The organism is Cryobacterium algoritolerans (assembly GCF_004402785.1).
Classification (GTDB): Bacteria; Actinomycetota; Actinomycetes; order Actinomycetales; family Microbacteriaceae; genus Cryobacterium; species Cryobacterium algoritolerans.
Window position 1 is genome coordinate 1 of record NZ_SOFP01000023.1, and the last position, 26,329, is coordinate 26,329.

At 67.9% G+C, this 26,329-nt stretch carries 18 protein-coding genes, 1 pseudogene and 1 riboswitch; of the genes and pseudogenes, 9 read left to right on the forward strand and 10 right to left on the reverse strand.

The window, feature by feature from the left end; translation table 11 throughout:
- The 3 genes from E3O19_RS04725 to E3O19_RS04735 form a co-directional block, all read right to left on the reverse strand.
- The coding region (locus E3O19_RS04725; RefSeq protein ID WP_241981193.1) for an FGGY family carbohydrate kinase at positions 1-228 on the reverse strand (228 nt) is incomplete at its 3' end.
- 95 nt (positions 229-323) lie between these two features.
- The gene (locus E3O19_RS04730) at positions 324-1,088 is read right to left on the reverse strand and encodes an MIP/aquaporin family protein (protein ID WP_134565701.1); all 765 of its coding nucleotides are present in this window, start codon (positions 1,086-1,088) and stop codon (positions 324-326) included.
- A gap of 174 nt (positions 1,089-1,262) precedes the next feature.
- Entirely contained in the window at positions 1,263-2,984 is a 1,722-nt protein-coding gene (locus E3O19_RS04735) for a glycerol-3-phosphate dehydrogenase/oxidase (protein ID WP_134565703.1), read from the reverse strand.
- Positions 2,985-3,137: 153 nt separating this feature from the next.
- Between E3O19_RS04735 and E3O19_RS04740 the strand changes: the two genes are divergently transcribed.
- Positions 3,138-4,109: a sugar-binding transcriptional regulator gene (locus E3O19_RS04740; RefSeq protein WP_134565705.1), complete on the forward strand. Its 972-nt coding sequence runs from the start codon at positions 3,138-3,140 to the stop codon at positions 4,107-4,109.
- 151 nt (positions 4,110-4,260) lie between these two features.
- Here the strand turns inward: E3O19_RS04740 and E3O19_RS04745 are convergent, their stop codons facing one another.
- The 4 genes from E3O19_RS04745 to dhaK form a co-directional block, all read right to left on the reverse strand.
- The gene (locus tag E3O19_RS04745; RefSeq protein ID WP_338145069.1) at positions 4,261-5,406 is read right to left on the reverse strand and encodes a glycerol dehydrogenase; all 1,146 of its coding nucleotides are present in this window, start codon (positions 5,404-5,406) and stop codon (positions 4,261-4,263) included.
- 479 nt (positions 5,407-5,885) lie between these two features.
- Positions 5,886-8,342 (reverse strand): phosphoenolpyruvate--protein phosphotransferase, encoded by a 2,457-nt coding sequence (gene ptsP, locus E3O19_RS04750; RefSeq protein ID WP_134565709.1) that lies wholly within the window; start codon positions 8,340-8,342, stop codon positions 5,886-5,888.
- 3 nt (positions 8,343-8,345) lie between these two features.
- Positions 8,346-8,990, reverse strand: coding sequence for a dihydroxyacetone kinase subunit DhaL (gene dhaL / locus E3O19_RS04755; protein WP_134565711.1), 645 nt, complete (start codon positions 8,988-8,990; stop codon positions 8,346-8,348).
- A 4-nt stretch (positions 8,991-8,994) separates the two neighbouring features.
- The gene (gene dhaK, locus E3O19_RS04760) at positions 8,995-9,993 is read right to left on the reverse strand and encodes a dihydroxyacetone kinase subunit DhaK (RefSeq protein ID WP_134565851.1); all 999 of its coding nucleotides are present in this window, start codon (positions 9,991-9,993) and stop codon (positions 8,995-8,997) included.
- A gap of 211 nt (positions 9,994-10,204) precedes the next feature.
- Between dhaK and E3O19_RS04765 the strand changes: the two genes are divergently transcribed.
- The 6 genes from E3O19_RS04765 to E3O19_RS04790 all read left to right on the forward strand — a co-directional run bounded on the left by E3O19_RS04765 (position 10,205) and on the right by E3O19_RS04790 (position 16,367).
- Positions 10,205-11,017, forward strand: a complete 813-nt coding sequence (locus E3O19_RS04765) for an IclR family transcriptional regulator (protein ID WP_134565713.1) — start codon at positions 10,205-10,207, stop codon at positions 11,015-11,017.
- Between the two features lie 58 nt (positions 11,018-11,075).
- Positions 11,076-11,206, forward strand: a riboswitch (FMN riboswitch).
- 109 nt (positions 11,207-11,315) lie between these two features.
- Positions 11,316-12,332, forward strand: a complete 1,017-nt coding sequence (ribD, locus tag E3O19_RS04770) for a bifunctional diaminohydroxyphosphoribosylaminopyrimidine deaminase/5-amino-6-(5-phosphoribosylamino)uracil reductase RibD (RefSeq protein WP_134565715.1) — start codon at positions 11,316-11,318, stop codon at positions 12,330-12,332.
- 9 nt (positions 12,333-12,341) lie between these two features.
- Positions 12,342-12,974 (forward strand): riboflavin synthase, encoded by a 633-nt coding sequence (locus E3O19_RS04775; protein ID WP_134565717.1) that lies wholly within the window; start codon positions 12,342-12,344, stop codon positions 12,972-12,974.
- Positions 12,971-14,233 (forward strand): GTP cyclohydrolase II, encoded by a 1,263-nt coding sequence (gene ribA / locus E3O19_RS04780; protein WP_134565719.1) that lies wholly within the window; start codon positions 12,971-12,973, stop codon positions 14,231-14,233. The genes E3O19_RS04775 and ribA overlap by 4 nt, the downstream gene beginning before the upstream one ends.
- Positions 14,230-14,712, forward strand: coding sequence for a 6,7-dimethyl-8-ribityllumazine synthase (ribH, locus tag E3O19_RS04785; protein ID WP_134565721.1), 483 nt, complete (start codon positions 14,230-14,232; stop codon positions 14,710-14,712). The genes ribA and ribH overlap by 4 nt, the downstream gene beginning before the upstream one ends.
- Before the next feature lie 296 nt (positions 14,713-15,008).
- Positions 15,009-16,367, forward strand: a complete 1,359-nt coding sequence (locus E3O19_RS04790) for an MFS transporter (RefSeq protein ID WP_134565723.1) — start codon at positions 15,009-15,011, stop codon at positions 16,365-16,367.
- A gap of 263 nt (positions 16,368-16,630) precedes the next feature.
- Here the strand turns inward: E3O19_RS04790 and E3O19_RS04795 are convergent.
- A pseudogene (locus E3O19_RS04795) lies at positions 16,631-16,834 on the reverse strand (hypothetical protein); the annotation flags it as partial.
- A 107-nt stretch (positions 16,835-16,941) separates the two neighbouring features.
- Between E3O19_RS04795 and E3O19_RS18230 the strand changes: the two are divergent.
- On the forward strand, positions 16,942-19,260 hold the full coding sequence (locus tag E3O19_RS18230; RefSeq protein WP_241981205.1) for an ABC transporter ATP-binding protein: 2,319 nt from the start codon (positions 16,942-16,944) through the stop codon (positions 19,258-19,260).
- Between the two features lie 246 nt (positions 19,261-19,506).
- Here the strand turns inward: E3O19_RS18230 and E3O19_RS04810 are convergent, their stop codons facing one another.
- Both E3O19_RS04810 and E3O19_RS04815 read right to left on the reverse strand, forming a co-directional pair.
- Positions 19,507-22,593 (reverse strand): alpha-mannosidase, encoded by a 3,087-nt coding sequence (locus E3O19_RS04810; protein ID WP_134565725.1) that lies wholly within the window; start codon positions 22,591-22,593, stop codon positions 19,507-19,509.
- A gap of 247 nt (positions 22,594-22,840) precedes the next feature.
- Positions 22,841-24,691: a phosphoenolpyruvate carboxykinase (GTP) gene (locus E3O19_RS04815; RefSeq protein ID WP_134565727.1), complete on the reverse strand. Its 1,851-nt coding sequence runs from the start codon at positions 24,689-24,691 to the stop codon at positions 22,841-22,843.
- Positions 24,692-24,825: 134 nt separating this feature from the next.
- On the opposite strand from E3O19_RS04815, the gene E3O19_RS04820 reads away from it, so the two are divergent.
- Positions 24,826-26,268: a helix-turn-helix domain-containing protein gene (locus E3O19_RS04820; protein WP_134565729.1), complete on the forward strand. Its 1,443-nt coding sequence runs from the start codon at positions 24,826-24,828 to the stop codon at positions 26,266-26,268.
- Positions 26,269-26,329 lie beyond the last annotated feature (61 nt).

Consider the following 26,329-nt stretch of genomic DNA (forward strand, 5'->3'; position numbering starts at 1 on the left):
GACGGCGGCGATGTCGTGGCGGGTGAGGTTGGCCTTGGACAGCGCCTGGCCGATCACCTCACGGGTGTTGTTCCAGATTTCCATCGGGTCGTGCTCGACCCAGCCGGCCCGGGGGAAGATCTGGGCGTGCTCGAGCTGGCCGGTCGAGACGATCGACCCTGCCTTGTCGAAGATGATCGCGCGGGAACTCGTCGTTCCCTGGTCGATGGCAATGATGTACTGGGCCATTGATAACTCCTTTGTTGATCGTGTGATTCAGGTTGCGAAATGAGTGTCGAGTGTGCGCGTCATCCGTCGGCGGATGCCGCGGCTCCGGTCCCCGGCTAGGCCAGGATGGGCAGGAGGGCCGCGGACGCCCAGCCGGCGAGCAGTCCGCCGATGATCGGTCCGGCGACGGGAACCCACGAGTAGGCCCAGTCGGAGGATCCCTTGCCCTTGATCGGCAGCAGGAAGTGCGCGATCCGGGGCCCGAGGTCACGCGCCGGGTTGATCGCGTACCCCGTCGGACCACCGAGCGAGGTGCCAATCACGATGACCAGCAGCGCGACGGGCAGGGCGCCGAGGGCGGCGAGGCCGCCACTCTCACCCTGGCGTCCACCGCCGAACGCGATCACCACGAACACCAGCACGAAGGTGCCGATGATCTCGGTGACGAGGTTCCAACCGTAGGAACGGATGGCCGGGCCGGTCGAGAACACGCCCAGCTTGTTGGCCGCGCTCGGCTCCTGGTCGAAGTGCTGCTTGTAGGCCAGCCAGACGAAGACGGCGCCAAGCAGTGCCCCCAGCATCTGCGCCCCGATGTAGGCCAGGACGGAGACGGCGTTCACGGGAACGCCCGAGCCGAACTCGGTCGCGCCGGAGGCCACCAGGCCGAGAGTGACGGCAGGGTTGAGGTGGGCGCCGGAGTTGTAGGCCACGATGACACCCGAGAAGACCGCGAGGCCCCAGCCGATGGTGACCATCAGGAAGCCCCCGCCGGCACCCTTGTTTTTAGCCAGGGCCACGTTGGCGACCACTCCGCAGCCGAGGAGGACGAGCAGGGCGGTGCCCACCAGTTCCGAGAGAAAAACGATACCGAGATTGTCCACTGTGACACCCTTGTTTGGTGGAACCGGAGGATCCGAGAGAAAACGAATCTTCAAAAACCTATCGACTCGGCCCGGTCGAAGGGGCACCTTCGGCTGCACGTCCGTGCAAATCCGGGTCGCCCGGCAGGAAGCATGCGCCGGTCAGCAGGGCAGTAGTGTGCGCCCGAACCGGGCTCAGGCGATCGAGCCCGACGTCTCCGACACGGCCGACAGCTGAACCCCGTGCGTCTCGCGGAGCATTGCCACGGCGAGCGCGACCTCATTCTCACGGGTCGCCGCATCCCAGCCGAGCACCGGCGCGAGAACGGCCGCCAGCTCACCGAGAAGCGGAAGGCTGAGTTCGCCGCGGAAGGCCAGGCTGGTGCGGCGCAGAACCAGGTCGAGCAGGTGCATCACGGATTCCGTGGCGGCCAGGTACTCGATCTCCCGTCGGGTGTAGCCGGTGTGGTTGGCCAGCGGGGCGTCCGCTTCCTCGGTGAGCCAGTCGATCACATCGGCGGCGCGGGTGCCGTACCGGGTGAGCAGGGCTGCGGCTCGTTCGGCACCCACCTCATCGCCGTGGGCGGTGACCCAGACCTGGTGCGCGGCATCCGTCACCGGGAAGTCACGGCCGCCGCCGATGGCGAGCCCGACGGTCGACACCACCCTGGGCAGGCCGAGCAGGGCGAGGATGTCACCGCTCAGGTGCTCGGCGAGGGCGCGGAAGGTGGTCCACTTCCCGCCGACCAGGCTGAGCAGCGTGCCGGGGCGGGCGCCGAGCGGCCGGGATTCGATCCGATAGTCGCGGGAGACGAAACCGGGCTGTTCGTCGTCGTGCCTGGGCAACGGGCGCACCCCGGCGAACCGGAAGACGATCTGCGACCGGTCGACGGCGACATCTGGGAATACGTGCGTGACCAGCTCGAAGAAGTAGTCGACCTCGTCTTCGGTGCAGCGGGCCGGCCGCGTCATGTCGTGTTCGAGGTCGGTGGTGCCAACCAGCACCCGGCCGGCGAGCGGGTAGATCAGCACGATGCGACCGTCCTTGTGCTCAAAGAAGATCTCGCGCCCGTCGGTCGCGGCGAGCAGTTCGGGGTTGTCGAGCACGATGTGCGAGCCCTTGGTGCCGCCCATGTAGGCGCTGGCCTGGCCGAGAGCCGCGTTGGTGAGGTCCGTCCACGGCCCGGAGGTGTTGACGACGACGTCGGCCTGGAAGCTGAACTCCTCGCCGGTGACGGTGTTGCGCAGGCGCACGCCGTCGGCATCCATCCCCACCGCCTCGAGGTAGTTGGCGCTGCGGGCGTGCGGGCCGGCGGCGAGGCCGTCGCCGAGTACGTCGAGGGCCAGTCGCTCCGGGTCGTGCATCGAGGCGTCGTAGTAGGTGGCCGTGTACTTGAGCGAGGGGTTCAGCCGGGGCAGCTGGCGCAGCGACTCCTTCGCCCCGCGGAACTCGTGCCGGGGCACGCTGCCGCCGTCGCGGGAGAAGGAGTCGTACAGGGTGAGGCCGACCTTGATCAGCAGGGCGCCGCGCTCCTGCGCCGCCCCCTGCCGGTGGGTGAGGAAGCGCAGCGGCGCAGTCAGCACCCCGGAGAAGGTGGAGAAGATCGGCACGGTGGTCTTCAACGGCTTGACGTAGTGCGGGGCGATCTTGAGCAGGCTGTTGCGCTCCTCGACCGACTCCTTCACCAGCCGGAACTCGCCGTTCTCCAGGTAGCGCACACCCCCGTGGATCATGTGCGAGGAGGCGGCAGATGCTCCGGAGACGTAGTCGCCCTTGTCGACGATGACCACGTCGACGCCCTGCAGCGCGAGGTCGCGGAAGGTGGCGATGCCGTTGATGCCTGCCCCGATGATGAGGACCCGCGCGCGGGGATCGGCCTGGACGGCGGCCTGGGCCTGGATCGCTGTATTATTCACTGTTCGCTCACTTCTGTGTGGGTTCGCAGCCGTGACGCACTCACAGCCTGCTCATCGTCGATTTGCACTCAGGGCAAACCTTGTGGGTCAATACAGCTTGACTACCGTTACACAAACGGTCAAGCTGGCTGAACATATGTGCAAGGAGCGGACATGACTCTCCCGAACGATCCGGCGCTCTCCGACCGGACCAGCGACGCGCTGACGGCTGCGCACCTGTACTACATGCAGGACCTGACGATGGATGCCATCGCCCACGAACTCCACACGTCCAGGTCCTCGATTTCCCGCCTGCTCAGCCAGGCCAGGGCCACCGGGCTCGTCGACATTCAGATCCGCTCTCCCCTCGACGCGACGAGCAGTCTGGAGAAGGTCATCCTCGACCGTTACCGTGTCACCGCACACGTCGTTCCCGTTCCCGATCACGCCAGCGACGTCGACCGGTTAGAACGGGTTGCCCTCTCGGTGGCACGGATTCTCGGTCAGTTCTTCGATTCGAATATGACCATGGGAATCGCCTGGGGTTCCACGATGAGCGCGATCAGCCGGCATGTGACTCCGAAAACAACCCATAACTCTCACATCGTGCAGCTCAACGGCGCCGGGAATATGCGCACCACCGGGCTCGACTACGCCAGCGAGATCCTGCGCCGATTTGGCGACGCATACGGCGCCCACGTCGAGCAATTCCCGGTACCCGCCTTCTTTGACGACCCGGCGACCCGGCAGGCGTTCTGGCGGGAGCGCGGTGTCACCCGACTGCTGGAGATGCAGGGCCGCCTGGACGTTGCCCTGTTCGGGCTGGGCTCCCCCTTCTCGGATGTCCCCAGTCACGTCTACGCCGGCGGGTACCTGGAGGACGGCGACTACGACGCCCTCAGTCGCGACGGTGCCGTCGGCGACGTTGCGACGATCTTCTTCCGGGCCGACGGCTCGACCGACGGAATCGCACTGAACGAGCGCAGCACCGGACCGGAGTTCTCGGTCCTACGCCGCACCCCCCGCCGGATCTGCGTGGTGTCCGGCAGCTCCAAACTCGCCAGCTTGCGCGGGGCGCTGTCCGCCCGGCTGATCACGGATCTGTTCATCGACGAGGGGACCGCCAGGGCCCTGGCGGATTCCTGAGCGCGTCGGCGGGCGGCCCGGCGGACCTGACAAATTGAGGCGGCGCCCGCGATATTGCACCAGGGCGCCGCCTCAATCAGCCACTCAACGTGGTTTCTCCTCCGTTGCGTCTCATCCGCCGGGGACTCCGACAGGGCGACGGGGCTGAAAGTCAGTGAGCTCCGACGAGCACTGGTGCGTGCTTCTGTACGTACTTCACCGGTGCCGGCAAACCGCGCGCCTTGCGGACGGAGCGGGAGAGCCGCTCGATCGACTTGAGAGCGTCCACGACATCGTCAGCAGTGACCACGAACGGCATGTTGTGGATCGTCTCACCCGGCAGAGTCGCTGCCTTGCCGATGGCCTGCAACTCCTTCTCGTCGTCAAGCGTGAGGCCGATCTCCGTGAGCGTTGTAGGCAAACCGACCAGCGTGGTGAACTCGATGAAGTCCTCAATCTCGGCCCGGGGTGCGCCCTCGAGAACCAGCTGAGCCATCGAACCGATATTCACCTTCTGACCGTGAGTGAGACCGTGGGTCTGCGGAGCGGCAGTCAGACCGTTGTGGATGGCGTGAGCCGCCGCCAGGCCGCCCGATTCGAAACCGAGTCCGGACAGGAGCGTGTTCGCTTCGACCAATTTCTCCAGCGCCGGGGTGACCAGGTTGTCACGAACCGCATCGAGAGCCGGCAGGGCGTTTTCCCAGATCACGTCCCAGGAGAGCTTGGCGAGCGCCGTTCCGGTCTGAGTCGGCAGCCCTCCCGCCATCGTCGTCGCGTTGGCCGCGGCCGTCGCTCGCGCCTCAAGCCAGGTTGCCAGAGCATCGCCGACTCCCGCGATCAGGAATTCAACCGGCGCATTGGCGACAATCTGGGTGTCGATGAGCACGAGGTCGGGGTTACGGGGGAAGAAACGGTACTCGACGAACTCTCCCTCTTCGTTGTAGATAACCGCGAGAGCGGAGGTGGGAGCATCCGTCGACGCCACTGTGGGCACGCTGACCCAACGGATGCCGGCGAGGTATCCGGCCGCCTTGGCCGCGTCGACGGTGCTTCCGCCGCCGACGCCGACAATCACATCGGCTTTGGTTTCGAGAATTTTCTCGACCAGGGCGTCGACGACGGCAGCCGTTGCAAACTTGCCGAACGCGACCCGCTCTACCCGAAGGTCGGCCGCGGCGAAGCTCGCCGTCACCTGCTCACCGGCGAAACCCCAGACGACGTCATCAGAGACGATCAGGGGCGAACTGCCGATCTGGGCAACGAACTCGCCGAGGCGCTCGATCGCTCCTTTGCCTTGGACGTAGCGTCCTGGACTCATTACTGTGCGGATTGGAGTGGTCATCGTAGACCTTCTTCCTAGTCGAACTGCGTCTACATCTTTGTGGGACGGTAACGGCGAACCTGCCTGGCTCACGGTTTTCACACTATGCCCGCAGTTGTGGCAGTCTCACGGGGATCCCGGCCGGAATGACACTCGGATGGGGCCCCCAGCCCCATCCGGCACGTATGCCCACTAGCGGAGGTCCCTCCGTCATCGCCGCCCCCACCGCAGCAAATCGCGACTTCGGGCGTTTTTTGTGAATGCCATTCAGGATTTATCGGACCGTGGGGCTTCGTTTGCGAATCGTCCATGCACGTTTGTGCAGATTGCTTTCCACACGCTGCCGTGCAACCGGGAAATGCCCGCGGAACCGCCCGACGGACGCTCCTTTTCGAGCGTCCGTCGAACGATTCGGCGGGCATTGCGGGTGCGGAAAACCAGGTCTGGTCCTCAGCCCATCGACACGGCGTCTCCGATCAGGCGAGCTGCCCTGGGGCCAGCAGCGCGACGGCGGCTGCCCGAGCCATGCTCGAACTTGACGCGGCGACTACCGAGGCGGCGGCATCCCGGCACTGCTGGGCGGTGACGCTGCTCAAGAGCTTTGCAACGCCACCCAGGGCACGAGGAGACATCGACAGGCTGGTCACGCCGAGACCCACCAGAATTGCGGCGAGAAGAGGATCAGCTGCGGCCTCACCGCAGACGCCGACCGGTTTGCCGGTCGCGATCCCGGCCCGGGACACCTCCCTGATCATCCGGAGCACCGCCGGCTGCCACGGATCGTTGAGCAGGGCCAGCTCCCCCATCAACCGATCGGCCGCCATCGTGTACTGAGCCAGATCGTTGGTCCCCAGGCTCGCAAAGTCCACCGTCTGGAGGATGTCCCCGGCGGTGATCGCCGCGGCCGGAGTCTCGATCATGACACCAACACTGCGCAAGCCGTGCTCGAAGCAACGGGCCGCGAACGCAATCGATTCTTCGACGGTCGCGATCATCGGCGCCATCACGCCCACGTCGGCGGTCTCGGCGGCTGCCGCCATCGCGATGGCCTGCAACTGAGTGTCGAGCAGCTCCGGTCTCCGCCACGCAGTGCGATACCCCCGGATGCCGAGCGCAGGGTTGACTTCGTTCACTTCGGACACGAAGGCGAGTGGTTTGTCCGCCCCCGCATCCAGGGTTCGGATGATGACTTTCCTGCCGGGAAAAGCCGCGAACACCCGGCGATAGGCACGCACTTGCTCCTCGATGCCGGGAGCCTCCTCTTGATCGAGGAAGCAGAATTCGGTGCGGAAGAGCCCGACTCCCTCGGCCTTCGCCTTGATTGCCTCAGCCACGCTGTCGGGCGAGGCGACATTCGCGAGGAGCTGCACGCGTTGCCCGTCCTTCGTTCTTCCCGTCCCATCGAACATGGTCACCCGACTACTTTCCTGCTCGGCTTGCACGACCTGCTCGTCGGTAGGATCGACGACGATCACGCCGGTCGTGCCGTCAACGATTACAACGCTGCCCGCCCTGATCTCCAGCGCATGCCGAGCAGCCACTACGGCGGGCAGGCCAAGGGCACGGGCGAGGATGGCCGTGTGGGAAGTCGGGCCGCCCTCAACGGTCACGATCGCTCGGCACACCGCTGGATCGATCAGCGCGGTGTCGGCGGGCGCCAGATCGCGCGCCACAAGAACGTAGGGCTCCGTCCGGTCGGGCAGTCCCGGCGCCGGTCGCCCGAGCAGTTCGGCCACGATGCGGTTGCGCACATCGTGCAGGTCGGCGACGCGCGCAGCGAGAAGCCCCCCATGCTCCCTGAACACTACCGCGATGTCGCCGACCGCCGCCCAAACGGCCCGTTCCGGGGTCTGCCCTTTGTCGGTCACCCGGGCACAGGCATCACCGATCAGCCCGGGATCGGTCGCCATCAGGGCCGTTGCTTCCAGGATCTCCCGCGCCGCCGGACCCGATACGCGGCCGGCCTTGTCCATTAGAGCACCGGCAACGAATGCCGAGGCCGCCTCGATCCGGCCCACGGCCTCCGAACGCTCCTGCTCGGAGAGCTCAGGAGCATCGACCGGTTCCTCCAGCTGGTCCGGCATCCGAACGATCGGTCCGACCGCGAGGCCGGGGCTGACCCCGAGGGGCCCGCTCGACAGGGCCTCCTTCGACGGCCGCGCGTCTGGTCGCGCTGCGGACTGCTCGGATGCAGTCCCGGGCGGGGGTGTGGTCTCGACCTCCCCGAACCCGCCGCGCACCAGTTCACCCACTGCTTCGAGAGCCTCCCTGGCCTGCCTCCCCGCAGCCGCGATGGAAATCGTGTCGCCCTGCCGAGCGCCGACGCCGAGCAGTGCGGTCGGGCTGTTCGCCGGCACCGGGGGCCCGCCGGAGCGGATGTTGGCAACCGTCACCGTGGCCTCGAAGGCACTGATGGCTTTGACGAGCATCGACACGGGTCTCGCGTGCAAGCCGTGGGGGTTGCGGAGGGTCACCTCCATGGCATGCTCTGCCACCGGGCCGACGTCAAACGATGGTTCAGGCTGCTCGTCGTCGTCCAGGTGGGTCCGTTTGGCGTGGAGGGCACCCCTGGCCTCCCTTTCCACGTCATCCAGGCTTGCGCCGCCGGCTGCGCGCACCACTGCCGCCATGAGGCCCTCGACGAAGGGCGCGCTCGTCAGTTTCACGGGCACTTCGGAATCCGCCAGGAATTCCAGCGCCATTTCCGCGCTCATCACGGCCGAGCCGAGATCCATCATCACGAGCACGCCCTCGGGAGAGGAAACCTCGGTGATGGCCTCGGCGACCTTGAACGCATCCGTTCCCGTCACGCCTTCGCCGGCACCGGCCGCAATCGCGATGGCGGGCCCGCCATCGCCGACCATCTCCAGCGCGAGGTCCACGGCTGCCTGCGCGAGCCGGGGGCTGTGCGATACCACTGCTATTCCGATCATGAGCTACTCCTTGCCCAGAGTCTCGGCCAGGGCCTGGAACAGCAGCGATGTCGACGCGGCCCCCGGGTCGATATGGCCGATGCTGCGCTCCCCGAGGTAACTCGCCCTGCCCTTGCGCGCGAGCAGGGCTTGGGTTGCATCCCGCCCGGTTTGTGCGGCGGAGTACGCAGCCCGGGCTGCCGAGGGGATATCGGAGGAGCCGGCGAGAGCGGCATCGAACGCGTCGAGCGCGGGAGCGAGGACATCGAACATGGTCTTGTCCCCGACCTCAGCCTTGCCACGGGCGACGACACCGCCCAACCCTGCACGGAGCGCCGACGCCAGGCCGGGCGCGTCCAGGGTTCCCACCGGGCCCGCCGTCGCGCCGATCCGCAGGAAGAAGGTGCCGTACAGGGGGCCACTGGCACCGCCCACCGACGTCACCAGGGTCATGCCCGCTCCCGTGAACAACTCGTCGACGGTGCCGGCCGGTGAGGCCTGGATTTTCTCGACGACCGCGCTCATGCCGCGGGTCATGTTCGAACCGTGGTCCGCGTCGCCGATGGCTGAATCGAGTTCGGTGAGATAGGAGACCTGCTCGGTGACCAGGTCGTTAAAGCGGGTCAGCCAGCCGGAGAGCTGGTCAACGCTGATCGTCTCATTCGTCATGGTGCTAGATCCCCCAACGCAGTCCGGAGGTATTCACCGGCGCATCCCACAGGCGCAGCAGGTCATCGTCGGCCTTGAGGATCGTGACGGAGCAACCCGCCATGTCCAGCGCCGTAATGTAATTGCCCACGAGAGAGCGGGCGACCGTGATGCCGGCGGCGTCAAGGATCTTCCGGACTTCGGCATACATGACATAGAGCTCGATCAGCGGGGTTCCGCCCAGCCCGTTCAGCATCACGATCGTCGGGGCGCCGGTGAAGTCCAAATCAGAGAGGATCGGCTCGACGAGTTGACGGGCGACCTCGGCGGCCCCGGCCAGAGGCACACGGCGGCGTCCCGGCTCGCCGTGAATTCCCACGCCGATCTCCATCTCGTCGTCGGGCAGTACGAAGGTCGGTTTTCCCGCTGACGGTACGGTGCAGCTGGTGAGAGCGACGCCCATTGAGCGACCCGACTCATTGACCTTCTGCGCCACCGCGGCGACGGCAGCAAGGTCGCGACCTTCCTCGGCAGCAGCTCCCGCGATCTTTTCGAGCAGGACGGTGGTGCCGACGCCTCGGCGACCCGCGGTGAAGCTCGAATCCTCGACCGCGACGTCATCGTTGACAACAACGACCGCCACCTTGATCCCGGTCTCTGCCGCAGCCAGCTCAGCGCCGATCTCGAAGTTCATTACATCGCCGGTGTAGTTCTTGACGATATGCAGTACGCCGGCTCCCCGATCGACAACTTTCGTTGCCTCCAGCATCTGGTCGGGCGTTGGCGAGGTGAAGATAGCGCCAGCGCACGCTGCATCGAGCATGCCCTCACCGACGAAGCCTCCATGGAGGGGCTCGTGGCCAGTGCCGCCACCCGAGAGCAAGGCGACTTTGCCTGCCGCCTTCGGGGTAGCTCGGAAAATGATCCGATTCGCGTGGTCAACGCGAAGATCCGGGTGTGCGGCTGCGACACCGGCGAGGGAATCGGCGAGAACTGTCTCCGGGGAATTGATGAGTTTTTTCATGTCTGGGACCTCCTGATTGACCTTCATGGTTGCTCTCCGTTGAACTTGTCGAGGTGTGATCCGCAGGTCGACTTCGCCTGCAACTCAATAGAAATACAGAATGCAATTCGATAATGTCGAATATCCCTCGAATGGGTGGTAAATGTCAAGGTGATCTGCGAACGCATCTCGCTGAAACGGCATAGTGTAGAAGATCAGCTGGAGGTGCAAAGTGATTCAAGCCATCGATCGTGCGGCCAAGGTGCTGTCGTCGCTGCAGGGCGCGCGCCACCTCGGCATCACGGAGCTTTCTGCCGAACTGGGGCTGCCGGCCTCGACTGTGCACGGCATCGTCAAATCGCTGCAGGGCCACGGTCTCGTCGCCCAGGAGCCCGGTGGCAACCGGTACATGCTCGGCCCTGCCCTGCTCAAACTCTCGAATGTCTATCTCGACACGCTCGACGTGCGCGCCCGGGCGATGCGCTGGACCCTCGAACTCGCGCGCAGAACCGGACTGTCCACACGTCTCGGGGTGCAATTGTTCGACGAGGTCATCATCATCCACCATAACCAGCGGCCGGACGGTAGCCAGCAGATGCCCGAGACGGGCCTGTCCGTCCCCGCCCACGCCTCGGCCATGGGCAAGGTCCTCCTCGCGTACAACCCCGAGTACGCCACCGGATTGTTGGGGCGGTCACTTCGCACCCTCACCGGTGCCACGATCACCGACCCGACCCAGCTGGCCATTCAGTTCGCCTCGATCGCGGACTTCGGCATCGCGACCGAAGAGGACGAGGCCGTGTTGGGCGAGTCGTCGGTTGCCGCGCCCGTGGTCGACACCCGCGGCAACGTTATTGCCGCTGTCGCCGTTGTCATTCCATCGAGCCAGTGGCCTCCAGAACCCGACGTGCTCAACAGCCTGCGCGAAACGGCCCGGAACATCTCCCGGGAACTCGGAGCCAGCACGTGGCCGCCGCGGGCACCCCAACCGACGGTCCTCGTGCATCCGAAGTCCCCAGAGCCGCTTACCCGACCGGAAACGTGAACGGGAATTCTTTGGCACGGGATACGTTGAGCTATAACTAGTAGTAGCAGTACCAAGAAACGTGCTCCGGGGTCGGTGTAATTCCGAACCGGCGGTGAAAGTCCGCGACCCGTTCCACCTCAGGGTGGATCGGTTGAGCTGGTGAAATTCCAGCACCGACGGTTAAAGTCCGGATGAGAGGCGCACGAGTCGAAAAATCCCGTCAGGGATCGATCGACGGGTTTCGCCCTGCGCGCGACCCACCCGGTGTTCAGGCACCACTCCCCGGAGTTCGTTCCAGAAACGAACGAGGACGGGAATGGACCAGGACGCGGCACTCGAACGCTCCATGCGGCGCGCCCTCGAACTGGCCGCACACGGACCGAGTACCGGGCCGAATCCCCGGGTCGGCTGCGTCCTCCTGGCCGCCAACGGCGAGGTGCTCGCCGAGGGCTGGCACCGCGGCGCCGGGACTGCCCATGCCGAGGTGGACGCGCTCGGAAAGCTGCCGGGCGGCGCCGCTCGTGGCGCGACCGCCGTGGTCACACTCGAGCCCTGCAACCACACCGGCCGCACCGGCCCCTGCGCGCTCGCCCTGATCGACGCCGGCATCGCCCGGGTGGTCTACGCGGTGTCCGATCCCGGCCGGGAGTCGTCCGGCGGCGCCGAACGACTCCGCGCGCACGGAATCGACGTGCTCGGTGGGTTCCTCGAGGCCGAGGTCTCGGCCTTCCTCGCCGACTGGCTGACCGCGGCCCGCCTGGGCCGGCCGTTCGTCACCCTCAAGTGGGCGTCCAGCCTTGACGGCCGCGCCGCCGCGGCCGACGGCACCAGCCGATGGATCACCGGTCCGCAGGCGCGCCTGGACGTGCACCGTCGCAGGGCCGCGGCCGACGCGATCATCGTCGGCACCGGCACGGCCCTCGCCGACGACCCGGCGCTCACCGCCCGCGACGCCGCCGGAGAACTCCTGCCCAGCCAGCCGATTCCCGTCGTGATCGGCAGCCGACGCATCCCGGCGGATGCCGCGCTCCGCTCCCACCCACGCCCGCCGCTGTTTTTCCCCACCGACGACCTCACGGCCGTGCTCGCGAACCTGCACGGACGCGGCATCCGTCACGCCTTCATCGAGGGTGGCCCGCGCCTGGCGAGTGCCTTCGTGGCGGCCGGGCTCGTCGACGAATACCTCGTCTATCTGGCCCCGACCCTGCTCGGCGGCGGGCGGCTCGCCCTCGGCGAGATCGGCGTGTCCGGCATCGACGAACAACGTCTCCTGACCATCGAACACTGCGGCCGGCTGGGCGAGGACCTCCTCGTCGTCGCCCGACCGAGATAAGGAATCACCATGTTCACCGGAATCATCGAGGAGCTCGGCCGCGTCGAGCGGGTCGAACAGTCGACGGATGCCGTGCGCCTCACCGTGCGCGGCCCGCTGGTCGTCGCCGACGCCGGCCACGGCGACTCGATCTCGGTCAGTGGTGTCTGCCTCACCGTCGTGGAGCGCACCGGCGAGACGTTCACGGCCGATGTGATGGCCCAGACTCTGGCGATGTCGACGCTCTCCGGCGTCACCGCCGGAACCCCGGTGAACCTGGAACGGGCCGCGCTGGTCGGCGGTCGGCTGGGCGGGCACATCGTGCAGGGCCACATCGACGGCACCAGCACGCTGCTGGCGATCACCCCCGGGGAGGCCTGGCGGGTGCTCCGGTTCAGCCTTTCCCCCGAACTCGCCCCGCTCGTCACGAGCAAGGGGTCCATCGCCGTCGACGGCGTGTCGCTGACGGTCAGCGACATCAGCCCCGCCAGCGACGCCGAACAGTGGTTCGACGTCTCGCTCATCCCCGAAACCCTCACCGCAACGACGCTCGGAGAGCGTTCGGTCGGCGATCACGTCAATATCGAAACCGACATCCTGGCCCGTCACGTCGAGCGCATGCTCGATCTGGCGGCCGCAGGATCGAAAAGGAGCCTGTCATGAGTCTCGCCGACATCCCCACCGCCCTGGACGCCCTGCGGCTGGGAAAACCCGTCATCGTCGCCGACGACGAAGGCCGGGAGAACGAGGGTGACGTGATCATCTCCGCCCAGATGGCCACGCAGGAGTGGCTCGCCTGGACGGTGCGGTACTCGTCCGGATTCATCTGCGCCCCGATGACGAACGACCTCGCCGACACGCTCGACCTGCCGGTGATGGTGCTCAACAACGAGGACCCGCGCGGCACCAATTACACCGTGTCGGTCGATGCGGCCGACCGCCTCAGCACCGGAATCAGCGCCGCCGACCGTGCCCACACGCTGCGCGTGCTCGCAGACCCGGCCTCCACCCCGGCGAGCCTGCACCGTCCGGGCCACATCATGCCGCTTCGCGCGGTGGACGGCGGCGTGCGCGAACGCGACGGCCACACCGAGGCCGCGGTCGACCTGATGAAGCTGGCTGGCCTGGTTCCCGTCGCCGGGATCAGCGAAATCGTCGCAGAGGACGGCGAGATGATGCGCCTGCCCGGGCTGCTCGAACTCGGCGAGCGCGAGGGGGTGCTCGTGATCACGATCAAGGACCTGATCGCCTACCTGCAGGAATTCCACTGCGACACCGACCTGCCGACGGTGCGCCCGATCCTCGAATCCCCCCGGGTCGACTTCGAGGTGGAGACCACGGTGCCCACTCGCCACGGAGCCTTCCAGATCCGCGCCTACCGGGACCGGATGACCGGGGCCGACCACGTCGCCATCGTCTCGGGCACACCGCGCGACGGCGCCCTCGTGCGGGTGCACTCCGAGTGCCTGACCGGGGAGGCGTTCGGTTCGCTCAAATGTGAGTGCGGCCCCCAGCTGGACGCCGCACTCGAGACGATCCAGGAGGAGGGCGGCATCGTCGTCTATCTGCGCGGCCAGGAGGGTCGCGGCATCGGCCTGATCAACAAGCTGCGCGCCTACAAGCTGCAGGAGGACGGGCTGGACACCTTTGACGCGAACCTCGCCCTCGGCCTGCCGGCCGACGCCCGCGACTACGGCGCCGCCACCGCCATCCTGCATCAGATGGGCATCTCCTCGGTGCGCCTGCTGACCAACAACCCCGAGAAACTGCGCCAGCTCGAGGCACACGGCGTCACCGTGACCGAACGGGTGCCGCTGATCGTGGGTGTCGGCAGCCACAACCAGGACTACCTGGCCGTGAAACGCGACCGGATGGGCCACCACATCGCAGACACCGAAATCCTGAAGGGCATCGCACTATGAGCGGAGCAGGTTCACCCCAGATCGCTGTCGACGGCACCGGGCTGAGAATCGTGATCGTCGCCGGCCGGTGGCACGACGTGATCACCGACGGGCTGATCGCGGGCGCCACCCGGGTGCTCGAAGCCTCCGGCGCGAACTTCAGCCTGGTTCGGGTGCCGGGCAGCTTCGAACTGCCGGTGGCCTGCAAGGTGGCGCTGGAGAACGGGGCGGATGCCGTGGTCGCCCTCGGCGTCATCATCCGTGGCGGCACGCCCCACTTCGAATACGTCTCGACCGCGGCCACGGACGGCCTGACCCGCGTCGCCCTGGACACGGGCAAGCCCGTCGGCTTCGGCGTGCTCACCCTCGACGACGAGCAGCAGGGCCTCGACCGGGCCGGCCTGCCCAGGTCGAAGGAGGACAAGGGAGAGGAAGCAGCATCCGCCGCGATCGCCACCGCCCAGGTGCTGCGGTCGCTGCGGTCCGGCACTGCGGGCTAGGCACCCTCGCGGCGCACCTTGGGGAATTCGGCGCACGGAGCACCGCGCGCCGCGAACGTAAAGGTGCGCCGCGAAAATCAGCCCGCGGCGACCCCAGGCGAAACCGCACGCGCGGATCGTTACCTGAGCGTTAGCCGGGGATTGGCTCCCGGACGCGCCCGGACGTAGGGTGCACTGTGGCCGCCACAAGCGCTCACCTCATCGCGCGGTCCCGGGGGGCAGCCGCCGGCGCCCGATCGGCGTCGCACCTGCCGGCCGGGTTCCGCTTCGCGTCAACCTTCCGGAGCGACTCCTCAATGTCAGCACCCACCACGTCGGCCACCCCTGTAACATCCGCGGCGCCCACGAACCCGCGCAGCCGGGTCGTGCTCGCCAGCCTCATCGGCACGACCATCGAGTTCTACGACTTCTACGTTTACGCCACGGCCGCCGTTCTCGTCTTCCCGCACCTGTTCTTCCCCACCGGCAACGAGACCACGGCGCTGCTCGCGTCGTTCGCGGTCTTCGGCGCCGCCATGGTGGCCCGCCCGATCGGCGCCCTCGTCTTCGGCCACTTCGGCGACCGGAAGGGACGCAAGGCGACCCTGGTCGGCGCGTTGCTGACCATGGGCATCGCCACCTTCCTGATCGGGCTGCTGCCCACCTACCCCCAGGTCGGCTGGTTCGCCCCGCTGCTGCTCGTCGTGCTGCGGCTCGCCCAGGGCTTCGCGCTCGGCGGGGAGTGGAGCGGTGCGGCCCTGGTCGCCACCGAGAACGCGCCGGCCGGCAAACGGGCCTGGTACGGAACCTTCCCACAGGTGGGCGCCCCGCTCGGCTTCATCATCGCGAACGGCCTGTTCCTCGCGATCGCCCTTGCCCTGCCGTCCACCGATCCGACCCGTCCCTCCGACGCGTTCCTCGAGTGGGCCTGGCGCATCCCGTTCCTGTTCTCGGCCGTGATGGTGATCGTCGGCCTCTGGGTGCGGCTGCGCCTGGTCGAGAGCGATGCGTTCACCAAGGTCGTCGCCGCCAAGCGGGTGGAGAAGCTGCCCCTGGCCGCGGTGTTCAAGTCGAACTGGCGCGAGCTGATTCTCGGCACCTTCATCATGCTGGCCACCTATGTGCTGTTCTACCTGATGACCACGTTCACGCTCGGCTACGGTCGCGCCGCGACGGATGCCCCGGTGCCCGGGCTCGGCTACAGCTACAACAACTTCATCCTGATGATGATCGTCGGCGTGCTGTTCTTCGGGGTCTTCACCCTCGCCTCAGGACCGTGGGCTGACCGGCACGGCCGCCGCAAGACCCTGGTCATCGTGACCATCGCCATAATCGGGTTCGGCCTGCTGTTCGTGCCGCTGCTCGGGGCCGGCTTCGTGGGCGTGATGGTCTTCCTCATCGTCGGCTTCTCCCTGATGGGCATGACCTTCGGACCGATGGGCGCACTGCTGCCCGAGCTGTTCCCGACGAACGTGCGTTACACGGGTTCCGCGTTCGCCTACAACATGAGCTCGATCCTCGGCGCGGCCGTGGCCCCGTTCATCGCGATCTGGCTCTGGACGCTCGGTGGGGGTAGCCCGTTCTGGGTCGGCGTCTACCTGTCGGTGATGGCCGTGCTCACGCTCGTCGCGCTGCTCGCCAGCCGCGAGACCCGCAACATCGACATCGAGGCGTAGCTCGATCGAATGTCGCGGCCCTGGCCGTTGAGTTGCGCACAAAACACCTTCCCGCCTTCCCACGTCGTGGGAGGGTGTGGGAGGACATTTTGTGCGCAACTCAACCCTCGGCGGGTGGTGTCGACCAGGCCGCAGAGGATCATGGCCACGTGGTAGAGCACGTGCCAGAGCGGCAACGCCTGGGTCAGGTCCTGGATCGGCTGCGGGTAGAAGCTCAGCGGGCAGAAGCTCAGCGGGCAGAACGTGGGCGAGAACAGAACATCGGTGCGCGTGGACACCGCGCCGACCATACGCCTGGGCGTCGATTTGCCCGCCCCATCGGGCCCGAGGAGACCGAATGACTCGCCGTCGGCAACCTCGAAGGAGACGCCGTCGACGGCGGCGAATTCCTGGTATTTTTTGGCGAGGTTCTCGGCGACAGTCACAGGCTCCGGCGCAGTTTCCCACTGGAGACGGCACGACCGCAACCGGCCGTTGCGGTTAGGCTCATTTGGTGAGCACCCCGATCAACAGTACGAACAGCACCAGCACGGCCGGCAGCCCCGGAGCCGCCCCGACCACCCGCCGGGCCCGCTTGGGTCGGCTGGGCCGTCGAACCGGGCCCGTGTCCGGCCCACGAGCGAAATTCAGCCAGCTCCTCCCCTACCTCCTCGAGCACAAGCGCGTGCTCAGCGTCGTGATCGTACTGAGCGTCCTCGGCGCCCTGGCCAGTCTGGCCCAGCCGCTGCTCGTGAGCCAGGTCATCACGGTCGTCCAGAAGGGAAACCCGCTCGGCGCCCTCGTCTGGGGCCTGATCGCCCTCGTCGTCGTCTCCGGTCTGATCAGCGGTTACCAGCACTACCTCTTGCAGCGCACCGGCGAGGGCGTGGTGCTCTCCAGCCGACGCAAGCTGATCGGCCGGATGCTGCGCCTCCCGATCAGCGAATTCGACACCCGCCGCACCGGGGACCTCGTCTCCCGGGTCGGCTCCGACACGACCCTTCTGCGGGCGGTGCTCACCCAGGGACTCGTCGAAGCGATCGGCGGATCGCTCACCTTCCTCGGCGCGCTGATCGCGATGCTCGTCATCGACCCGGTGTTGCTCGGGCTGACCGTGCTGGTGATCGCGGCATCCGTGGTCACGGTGACCCTGCTCTCACAGCGGATCCGGGTGGCCAGCCTCGCGGCACAGGTGAAGGTCGGCGACCTGGCCGCCAGCGTGGAGCGGGCCATCAGCGCGGTGCGCACGGTGCGCGCCTCCAATGCGACCGACCGGGAGATCGCCGCGGTGGAGGAAGACGCCGTCGGCGCGTGGAAGATGGGCATCCAGGTCGCGAAGATCTCCGCCCTGGTCGTTCCGATCGCCGGGATCGCCATGCAGGTGTCGTTCCTCGTCGTGCTCGGCGTCGGTGGTTTCCGGGTGGCGAGCGGAACCATCACGGTCGCGAACCTGATCGCGTTCATCCTCTTCCTGTTCCTGATGATCGTGCCGCTCGGCCAGGCGTTCGGGGCGATCACATCGGTGAATTCAGCGCTCGGCGCCCTTGGCCGGATTCAGGAGATCATCGACCTGCCCGCTGAGGACCAGTTTGACCGCGACATCGCCCCGTTGGCGATCACCGTCGGCGCGGCCAACGAATCGGTGCGACCGGATGCCCCGGCGATCTCCTTCGAGGACGTGCACTTCAGCTATGCGGTCGCCGCGGAGGTCGTACCCGACGCCGTCGACGCTGTGCCGTCCGTACCGTCCGTGCCGTCCGTGCTCGAGACCGATGTCGCGTCACCGGTCCTCCGTGCGGCCGTGCTCGCCGAGCCTGACCTTCTCGCGGCCGATCTCGCGGCCGATCTCGCGGCGGCGGCGGCGGCTGGTGCCTCGACCGTTACCTCGGCCCCGGCGGCCCTGGACACGGCCACCGGCGTGGACGGCCGCACGCATCGGCTGCCGACGGCCACCGACCTGTTCGGCGCGATCCCGCCCGACGACCTTGACCCGACCGGTACCGCAGCCCCGACCGAAGGCTTCGATGCCTCGCCGCCAGCCGCGAACTCCGCTGGTGGACCGGCCGTCGCTACCGGTAAAGCTGCCGTGTCCGCGGCGGCACCCACAGCCTTGACTGCGGCTGTTCTCGTGCCCTCGGCGGTTCCCACGGCTGGCCCCGCGCCGGCCCCCATTCCCACGGCTGAGGCCACGCCGGCCAGCGTCCCCGCGGCCACGCTCGAGACCGCCGAGCCTCGTCCGGTGCTCCGCGGGGTCTCCTTCAGTGCCCAGCGCGGGCTGCGCACAGCCCTGGTCGGACCATCCGGCGCCGGCAAGAGCACGATCCTCGCCCTGATCGAGCGGTTCTACGACCCGAACGCCGGCGTTGTGCGGCTCGGCGGGCTGGACATCCGCACCCTGGACCGCACGGCCCTGCGCTCGCAGATCGGCTACGTCGAGCAGGACGCGCCCGTGCTCGCCGGGTCGCTGCGCGACAATCTCACCCTGGCCACGCCGGATGCAACCGACGAGGAATGCATCGCCGTGCTGCACGCCGTCAACCTCGGTGAGGTGCTCGACCGCGACCCGGCGGGGCTCGGCGCGGCGGTCGGCGAGTCCGGCGTCATGCTGTCCGGCGGCGAACGCCAGCGCCTCGCGATCGCCAGGGCGCTGCTCGCGGCACCGCCGATCCTGCTGCTTGACGAATCCACGTCCAGCCTCGACGGGGTCAACGAGCAGATGATGCGGGCCGCGATCGACGCCGTCGCCGTGAACCGCACGCTGATCGTGATCGCGCACCGGCTCTCGACCGTGGTCGACTCCGACCAGATCGTGGTGCTCGACCACGGCCAGGTCATCGGCACCGGCACCCACTCCGAACTCGTGGCCTCCACGCCGCTCTACCGCGAGCTCGCCAAGCACCAGCTCCTCGTCTAACCGCGCTCCCTCCTCCTGCCCCCTGCCCCCTGCCCCCTGCCCCCTTCCCCCTGCCACTCCCCCTCCCCTCGTCCTGGCCTCGTCCTGGCCGGGAGAGTGCACTTTTCGCCCCTTCGCGAAGCGCATGGGGGCGAAAGGTGCACTCTCGCGGAACTCGGGACGAGGGTCTGGGGACCGCGGCGAGCGGGCGGCGAGCGGGCGGCGAGCGGGCGGCGGGCGGCGAGCGGGCGGCTGGTGGGTGGCAGGTCAGCGGGCGAAGCGCAGGGTCACGAGTTGGAAGGGGCGAAGTCCGAGCGTCAGGGAGTCGCCGTCGACCGAGAGAGTGGCGCGCAGCCGCGCGAGCGGGCGCTCGAGCAGGTCGGTCTCGGTGACGTCCGTCGCGTCGAAGCGACGGATGATCCGCGCCGTCGCCCGGCCGCCGTGTGCCTCGTAGAGCCGCACCACGACATCCCCGCTGCGGTCTTCGGCGAGTTTGACGGCCTCGATCACGACCGCGGGATTGTCGACCTCGAACAACGGTTCGATCCGGTCGGCCGCCACCCCGGGCACGGTGCGGAGCGGCAGGTTGAGCCGGTAGCCCTCGGCAACCGCGTCGGCTATGCTCGCGCCCGGCCGGAGGGATACCCGCAGGGCGTGTTCGCCCTGATCGGCCGTCGGGTCGGGGAACACGGCCGCGCGCAGCAGCGAGAGGCGGACGGTCGTGGCGCTGTAGCCGGCAGCATCGGTGTCCCTGGTGATGTCGTGGCCGTAGGTGGAGTCGTTGGCTACGGCCACGCCGTAACCCGGCTCGCCGACGTGCACCCAGCGGTGGGCGCAGGTTTCGAAACGGGCCGCGTCCCAGGAAGTGTTCGCGTGTGTAGCCCGGTAGACGTGGCCGAACTGAATCTCGGACGCCGCGCGTTCGGCGTGCAGGTCGAGCGGGAACGCGAGCTTGAGCAGCTTCTGCCGCTCGTGCCAGTCGATGCTCAGGGCCAGATCGATGCCCCGCGCGCCGGCCGCCACGGTGATCAGCTGCACCACGTGCGAGGCGCCGAACGCCCGGCTGATCCTCACCTCGGCAACCTCGGTGTCGGCCAGGACGACATCGACGGCATCCGCAGCGGTCAGGCTTGTCGCGGTGCGTTTGTAGTGCTGGTCGATGTCCCAGGCGTCCCACTGAGTGGGGGTGTCCCGGTGCAGCTGGAGCAGGTTGCCGCGTTGTCCGGCCGGAATCAGCTCGCGGCCGGCGACGAGGTCGCGCAGCGAGGAGAACAGCCCGTCGGCGTCGATGGTCACGGCGACGAGGCCGTTGGCGAGCACGATGCCGTCTGCGGTGCGTTCGACCGTGACCGGCCGGACCTGCGATGCCGCGGCGCCCGGGCCCGATTCGGGCGCCGCCGGCGGGGAGAACCGCGGGCGGCTGATGGCCCCGGCACCGAGCCCCGCGATGCCCCGCACCGGGTACGGGCCTGCGTTGAGGGTGATCGAGCCGTCACCCGCGCCGCAGAGCGCCGTCACCGAGTCCGACACGACGCCGTGCAGGGCGTCGGCGACCTCGGCATAGTGACGTTCGGCCTCCTGATGCACCCAGGCGATCGACGAACCGGGCAGGATGTCGTGGAATTGCTGGAGCAGCACGGTGTGCCAGGCCCGCTGGAGCGCATCGTAGGGGTACGCGGCATCCGTGCGCACCGCCGCAGTGCTCGCCCACAGCTCCGCCTCCCGCAGCAGGTGTTCGCTGCGCCGGTTGCCGCGTTTGGTGCGGGCCTGCGAGGTGTAGGTGCCACGGTGGAACTCGAGGTACAGCTCGCCCGACCAGACCGGGGGCTCCGGGTATTCGGCCTCCGCCGTCTCGAAGAACCGTCGCGGTGTCGACAACTCGACCGTGGGCGACCCCTCCAGTGACGCGGTGCGGCGGGCGGCGGCGATCATCTCGCCGGTCGGGCCGCCCCCACCATCACCCCAGCCGAACGGCACCAGCGAGGTGTTGGCGGTGCCCTTCTCGGCATAGTTGCGTTGCGCGCGGGCCAGCTCCTCCCCGGACAGCTCGGCGTTGTAGGTGTCGATGGGCGGGAAATGCGTAAAGATGCGGCTGCCGTCGATGCCCTCCCAGAGGAAGGTGTGGTGCGGCATCAGGTTGGTCTCGTTCCACGAGGTCTTCTGGGTCAGGAACCAGCGCGACCCGGCCGCCGCAACGATCTGCGGCAGCGCCGCCGAGTACCCGAAGGAGTCGGGCAGCCAGACCTCCAGCGGTTCCACGCCGAGCTCCTCCATGAAGAACCGCTTACCGGCCACGAACTGGCGCGCCAGCGCCTCGCCGCCGGGCATGTTCGTATCCGACTCCACCCACATGCCCCCGATCGGCACGAACCTGCCCGCGGCAACCTGCGCCTTCACCCGTTCGAACAGTTCCGGGTAATGTTCCTTCAGCCACGCGTACTGCTGGGCGGATGACGCGGCGAAGGCGAAGTCCGGATTTTCCTCGATCAGGGCCAGCACGTTCGAGAAGGTGCGTGCGACCTTGCGCACGGTCTCCCGCACCGGCCAGAGCCAGGCGCTGTCGATATGCGCGTGGCCGACGGCGTGCAGCCGGTGCGCGCTCGCGTAGGCCGGGAGAGCGAGCACCGGGGCAAGCGCGGCCCGACCGACCGCCGCCGTGCCGGAGACGTCGTCAGGGTCCATCGCGTCGATGCACCGCTCCAGGGCGTGCAGGATTTCCGCCCGCCGTGGCAGCGCCTCCGGCAGCTGGCGCTGCAGGCCGTTGAGGGTCCAGAAGTCTTGCACCAGTTCCCAGACGGTCTCGTCTCTCACGGCCAGGTCGACCTGGCGCAGCGTGTAGATCGGTTCGGTCCCGGCTGTTGCCGGATCACCCTCGACGGTGGGCACGAAGGTGAACCCGCTCGTGACATCCGGGTTGGACGCCGCCTCAAGATAGACATCCACGGTACCGCCGGCTGACAGGGCGAGGGGCACACTGCGGTTGCGGGGTGAGATCGCCTTGAGGATGACGCCCGCGGGCGACCAGGCAATGCCCTCGGCCTGGAACCCGGGGGTGGCGGCGCTGAAGCCCAGGTCGACGACCACCTCGAGCCGGCTGGACGCGTCGATCGACCAGCCGGCCGGGACCGTACCCGTGGCGTGGAACCAGGTGGTGCCCCACGGGCGTCCCCACGGACGACCGATCTGGAACGGTCGGTACTCCTGCTCGGCGGCGTCGTCGAAGCTGACCGGTTCGCCCGGCGCCACCCACGCGGTGAGCGTGAGCGGCATGGACGCACGGTGGATCGACGGGACCAGCCGCTCCCGGACGAACCGGTCGATCCGCAGTTGAACGAGCCCGCTGTCGTCATGCATGCCTGCATCATACGACCGCGGCTCTTCCCCTCTTCCCCCACTTCCCCACGGGAAACGCCTTCCCTCCGCCGCGAGAGTGCAGTTTTGGCCCCCTCAGCAGGCTGAGGGGGCCAAAACTGCACTCTCGCGCAACCCACGCACCCACTTGGATGGGAAGAGGTGCGTGGGTGGGGTGGGGCCGGGGCGGGGCGGGGTGGGGCGGGGCGGGGGCGGGGCGGGGTGAGCGGGCGGGAGGCTAGGCGGGAGGCTAGGCGCGGAGGTTGTAGCGCACGCTGGCGAGCTCGGCCTGAAGGGCCGGCGGCACGCGGTCGCCGAACTGGGCGAAGTACTCCTCGGTGAGGTCGCACTCGGCCAGCCACGATGCGTGGTCGATGTGGAAGAGCTGCTCCACCTTGTCCGTCGACAGGTCCAGGCCGTCCAGGTCGAGGCCACCCTCGACGGGGAGGCGTCCGATCGGGGTGTCGACGGCCTGCGCCTTGCCCTCAACCCGGCGCACGATCCACTCGATCACGCGCGAGTTCTCGCCGAACCCGGGCCAGAGGAAGCTGCCGTCGTGCCCCTTGCGGAACCAGTTCACCTGGAAGATCGACGGAGCCTTGGCGCCGAGTCCCCTGCCGACCGAAAGCCAGTGTGCCCAGTAGTCGGCCATGTTGTAGCCGCAGAACGGGAGCATCGCGAACGGGTCGCGACGCAGTTCGCCGACGATGCCTTCCGCCGCCGCCGTCTTCTCCGAGGCGATGGTGGCACCCATGAACACGCCGTGCTTCCAGCTGCGCGCCTGGGCGACGAGCGGAACGTTGGTCGCGCGACGGCCACCGAACAGGATGGCGTCGATCGGCACGCCGCCGAACGCCTCCCAGTCGTCGGAGATCGACGGGCACTGGGCCGCGGCGACGGTGAACCGGGAGTTGGGGTGCGCGGCCGGGGTGCTCGAGGCGGGGGTCCAGTCGTTGCCTTCCCAGTCGATCAGGTGTCGGGGCGGCGTCTCGGTGAGGCCTTCCCACCAGACGTCTCCGTCGTCTCGCAGCGCTACGTTCGTGAAGATCGTGTTGCCCCAGACCGTGGCGACGGCCGTCGGGTTGGTGACCTCGCCGGTGCCGGGGGCGACGCCGAAGAAGCCGGCCTCCGGGTTGATCGCCCACAGACGGCCATCGGTACCGGGCCGCAGCCAGGCGATGTCGTCGCCGATGGTCTCGACCTTCCAGCCGGGGATGGTCGGCCGCAGCATCGACAGGTTCGTCTTGCCGCAGGCCGATGGGAACGCGGCGGCCAGGTGGGACACGCCGCCCTCCGGCGAGGTGACCTTGATCAGCAGCATGTGCTCGGCCAGCCAGCCCTCGTCACGGGCCATAACGGATGCGATCCGCAGCGCGAACGACTTCTTCGAGAGCAGCGCGTTGCCGCCGTAACCGGAGCCGTAGGACCAGACCTCGCGGGTCTCCGGGAACTGCACGATGTACTTGGTGTCGTTGCAGGGCCATTCGACGTCGGCGCGGCGGTGCCCGTCGGCGTCGACAAGTGGGTATCCCGCGCTGTGCACGGTGTGCACCCAGGGTGCTCCGGCCTCGATCATGTGGAGCACCTTCTGGCCCATCCGGGTCATGATGCCCATGTTGAGCACGACGTAGGGCGAGTCGGTGATCTCGACGCCGAGCTGCGAGATGGGGCCGCCGAGCGGACCCATCGAAAACGGCACGATGTACATGGTGCGACCGCGCATGCTGCCGGCGAAGACCTCGGTCAGCTCGGCGCGCATCGACACGGGGTCGGCCCAGTTGTTGGTGGGGCCGGCATCCTCCGGCTTGGTCGAACAGATGAAGGTGCGGTCCTCAACCCGGGCGACGTCGGACGGGCTGGTGCGGGCGAGGTAGCTGTTGGGGCGCCACTCCGGGTTGAGCCGGATGAGCTTGCCTTCGGTGACGAGCTGCTTGGCGAGGGCGTCTGCCTCGCGCAGGGATCCATCGCACCAGACGATCGCGTCGGGCTGGGTCAACCGGGCGATTTCGTCCACCCAGGCCTGGAGGTTGGGGTCGGTGGTTCCAACGGCGTTGCGGGACTCGCCCCCGCCGGTCTGAACTGAGACATTCGCGATGGTCATCTCCTGGCCTTTCATGGTCGATCCGGTACAACTGACAGATAACTTTGCCCGGTAAGTCAAGAATGCGCCTATTTCCCGCCTTCCGTGGGATATCTTTCCGTTAAGAATCACGATTCTTTCGGTAATGTTAAGGAATGCCCACACGTGCTTCGGACCTCGTCACCCTCGGCCTGCGCATCCGTCACTTCCGTGGCGAGCACGGGCTCACCCTCGACCAGCTCGGCGATCGGGTCGGCCTGGCCGGTAGCCAGCTCTCCCTGATCGAGAACGGACGGCGCGAACCCAAACTGTCAACGCTGCAGGATGTCGCCACCGCCCTGGCCGTTCCCATCACCGAACTGTTGAACGGCGAGGCTCCCAACACGCGGGCGGCCCTGGAGATCGAGCTCGCCCGGGCGCAGAAGAACCCGCTCTACGGTGCCCTCGGCCTGCCGACGGTGAAGGTGACCAAGGGCATGCCGCTTGCGGCGCTCGAATCCCTGCTCGGCCTGCACCGGGAACTCGCCCGCCGGGCCAGCGAGGCAATCGCCACACCGGAGGAGGCCAGACGGGCGAACACCGAGCTGCGCGAGCTCATGCGCGAGCAGGACAATTACATGCCCGACATCGAGCAGCTCGCCGAGGACCAGGTGCAGGCATCCGGTCATGTGTCCGGCGCGCTCACCCACCGCGAGGTGAGCGTGATGGCCGAGCAGCTCGGCTTCAACCTCATCTACGTGAACGACCTGCCCGGCTCGACCCGGTCGGTCACCGACCTGGTCAACCACCGCATCTACCTGCCGCCGGCGTCGATCCCCGGCGGCCATGGCCTGCGTTCGATGGCGCTGCAGGCGATGGGGCACCGGCTGCTCGGACACGAGCGGCCGGCCAGCTACGCCGAGTTCCTCTGGCAAAGGCTGCAGATCAATTACTTCGCGGCGGCCTGCCTGATGCCCCGGAATGCCTCGGTGGCGTTCCTCGCCAACGCCAAACGGGAGCGCGAGCTCTCGGTCGAGGACTTCCGCGACGCCTTCGGAGTGACCCACGAGGCCGCGGCGCTGCGGCTGACGAACCTGGCCACCTCGCACCTGGACATGACCCTGCACTTCCTCCGGGTCACCGGCGACGGCGCCCTGCAGAAGGGCTACGAGAACGATGGCCTCCCGCTGCCGGCCGACGTGACCGGCTCGATCGAGGGCCAGTTCGTCTGCAAGCAGTGGAGCGCCCGCAGCGCGTTCACCCACACCAACCGCACCACCGAGTTCTACCAGTACACGGACACCCCCGCCGGCACGTTCTGGTGCGCCACCCAGACCGGGGCGACGGATGCCCGCGAGTTCTCGATCAGCGTCGGCGTGCCCTTCGTGCAGGCCAAGTGGTTCCGCGGCCGGGAGACCACCCAGCGGGCGATTTCCCGCTGCCCGGACGAGTCCTGTTGCCGCCGGCCGGCGTCGGACATCTCGTCCCGCTGGGCCGGGAAGTCCTGGCCGAGCGCCCGTCTGCACGCGCATGTGTTGTCGCCGCTGCCGAGCGGCACGTTTCCCGGCGTCGACGACACGGAGGTCTACGAGTTCCTCGAGGCACACGCCGCCGAGTAGCCGCTATTCCCCGGCCGACGGAAGACGGAGATTGGCATAACTCCTGCAGATTGGCACGCCC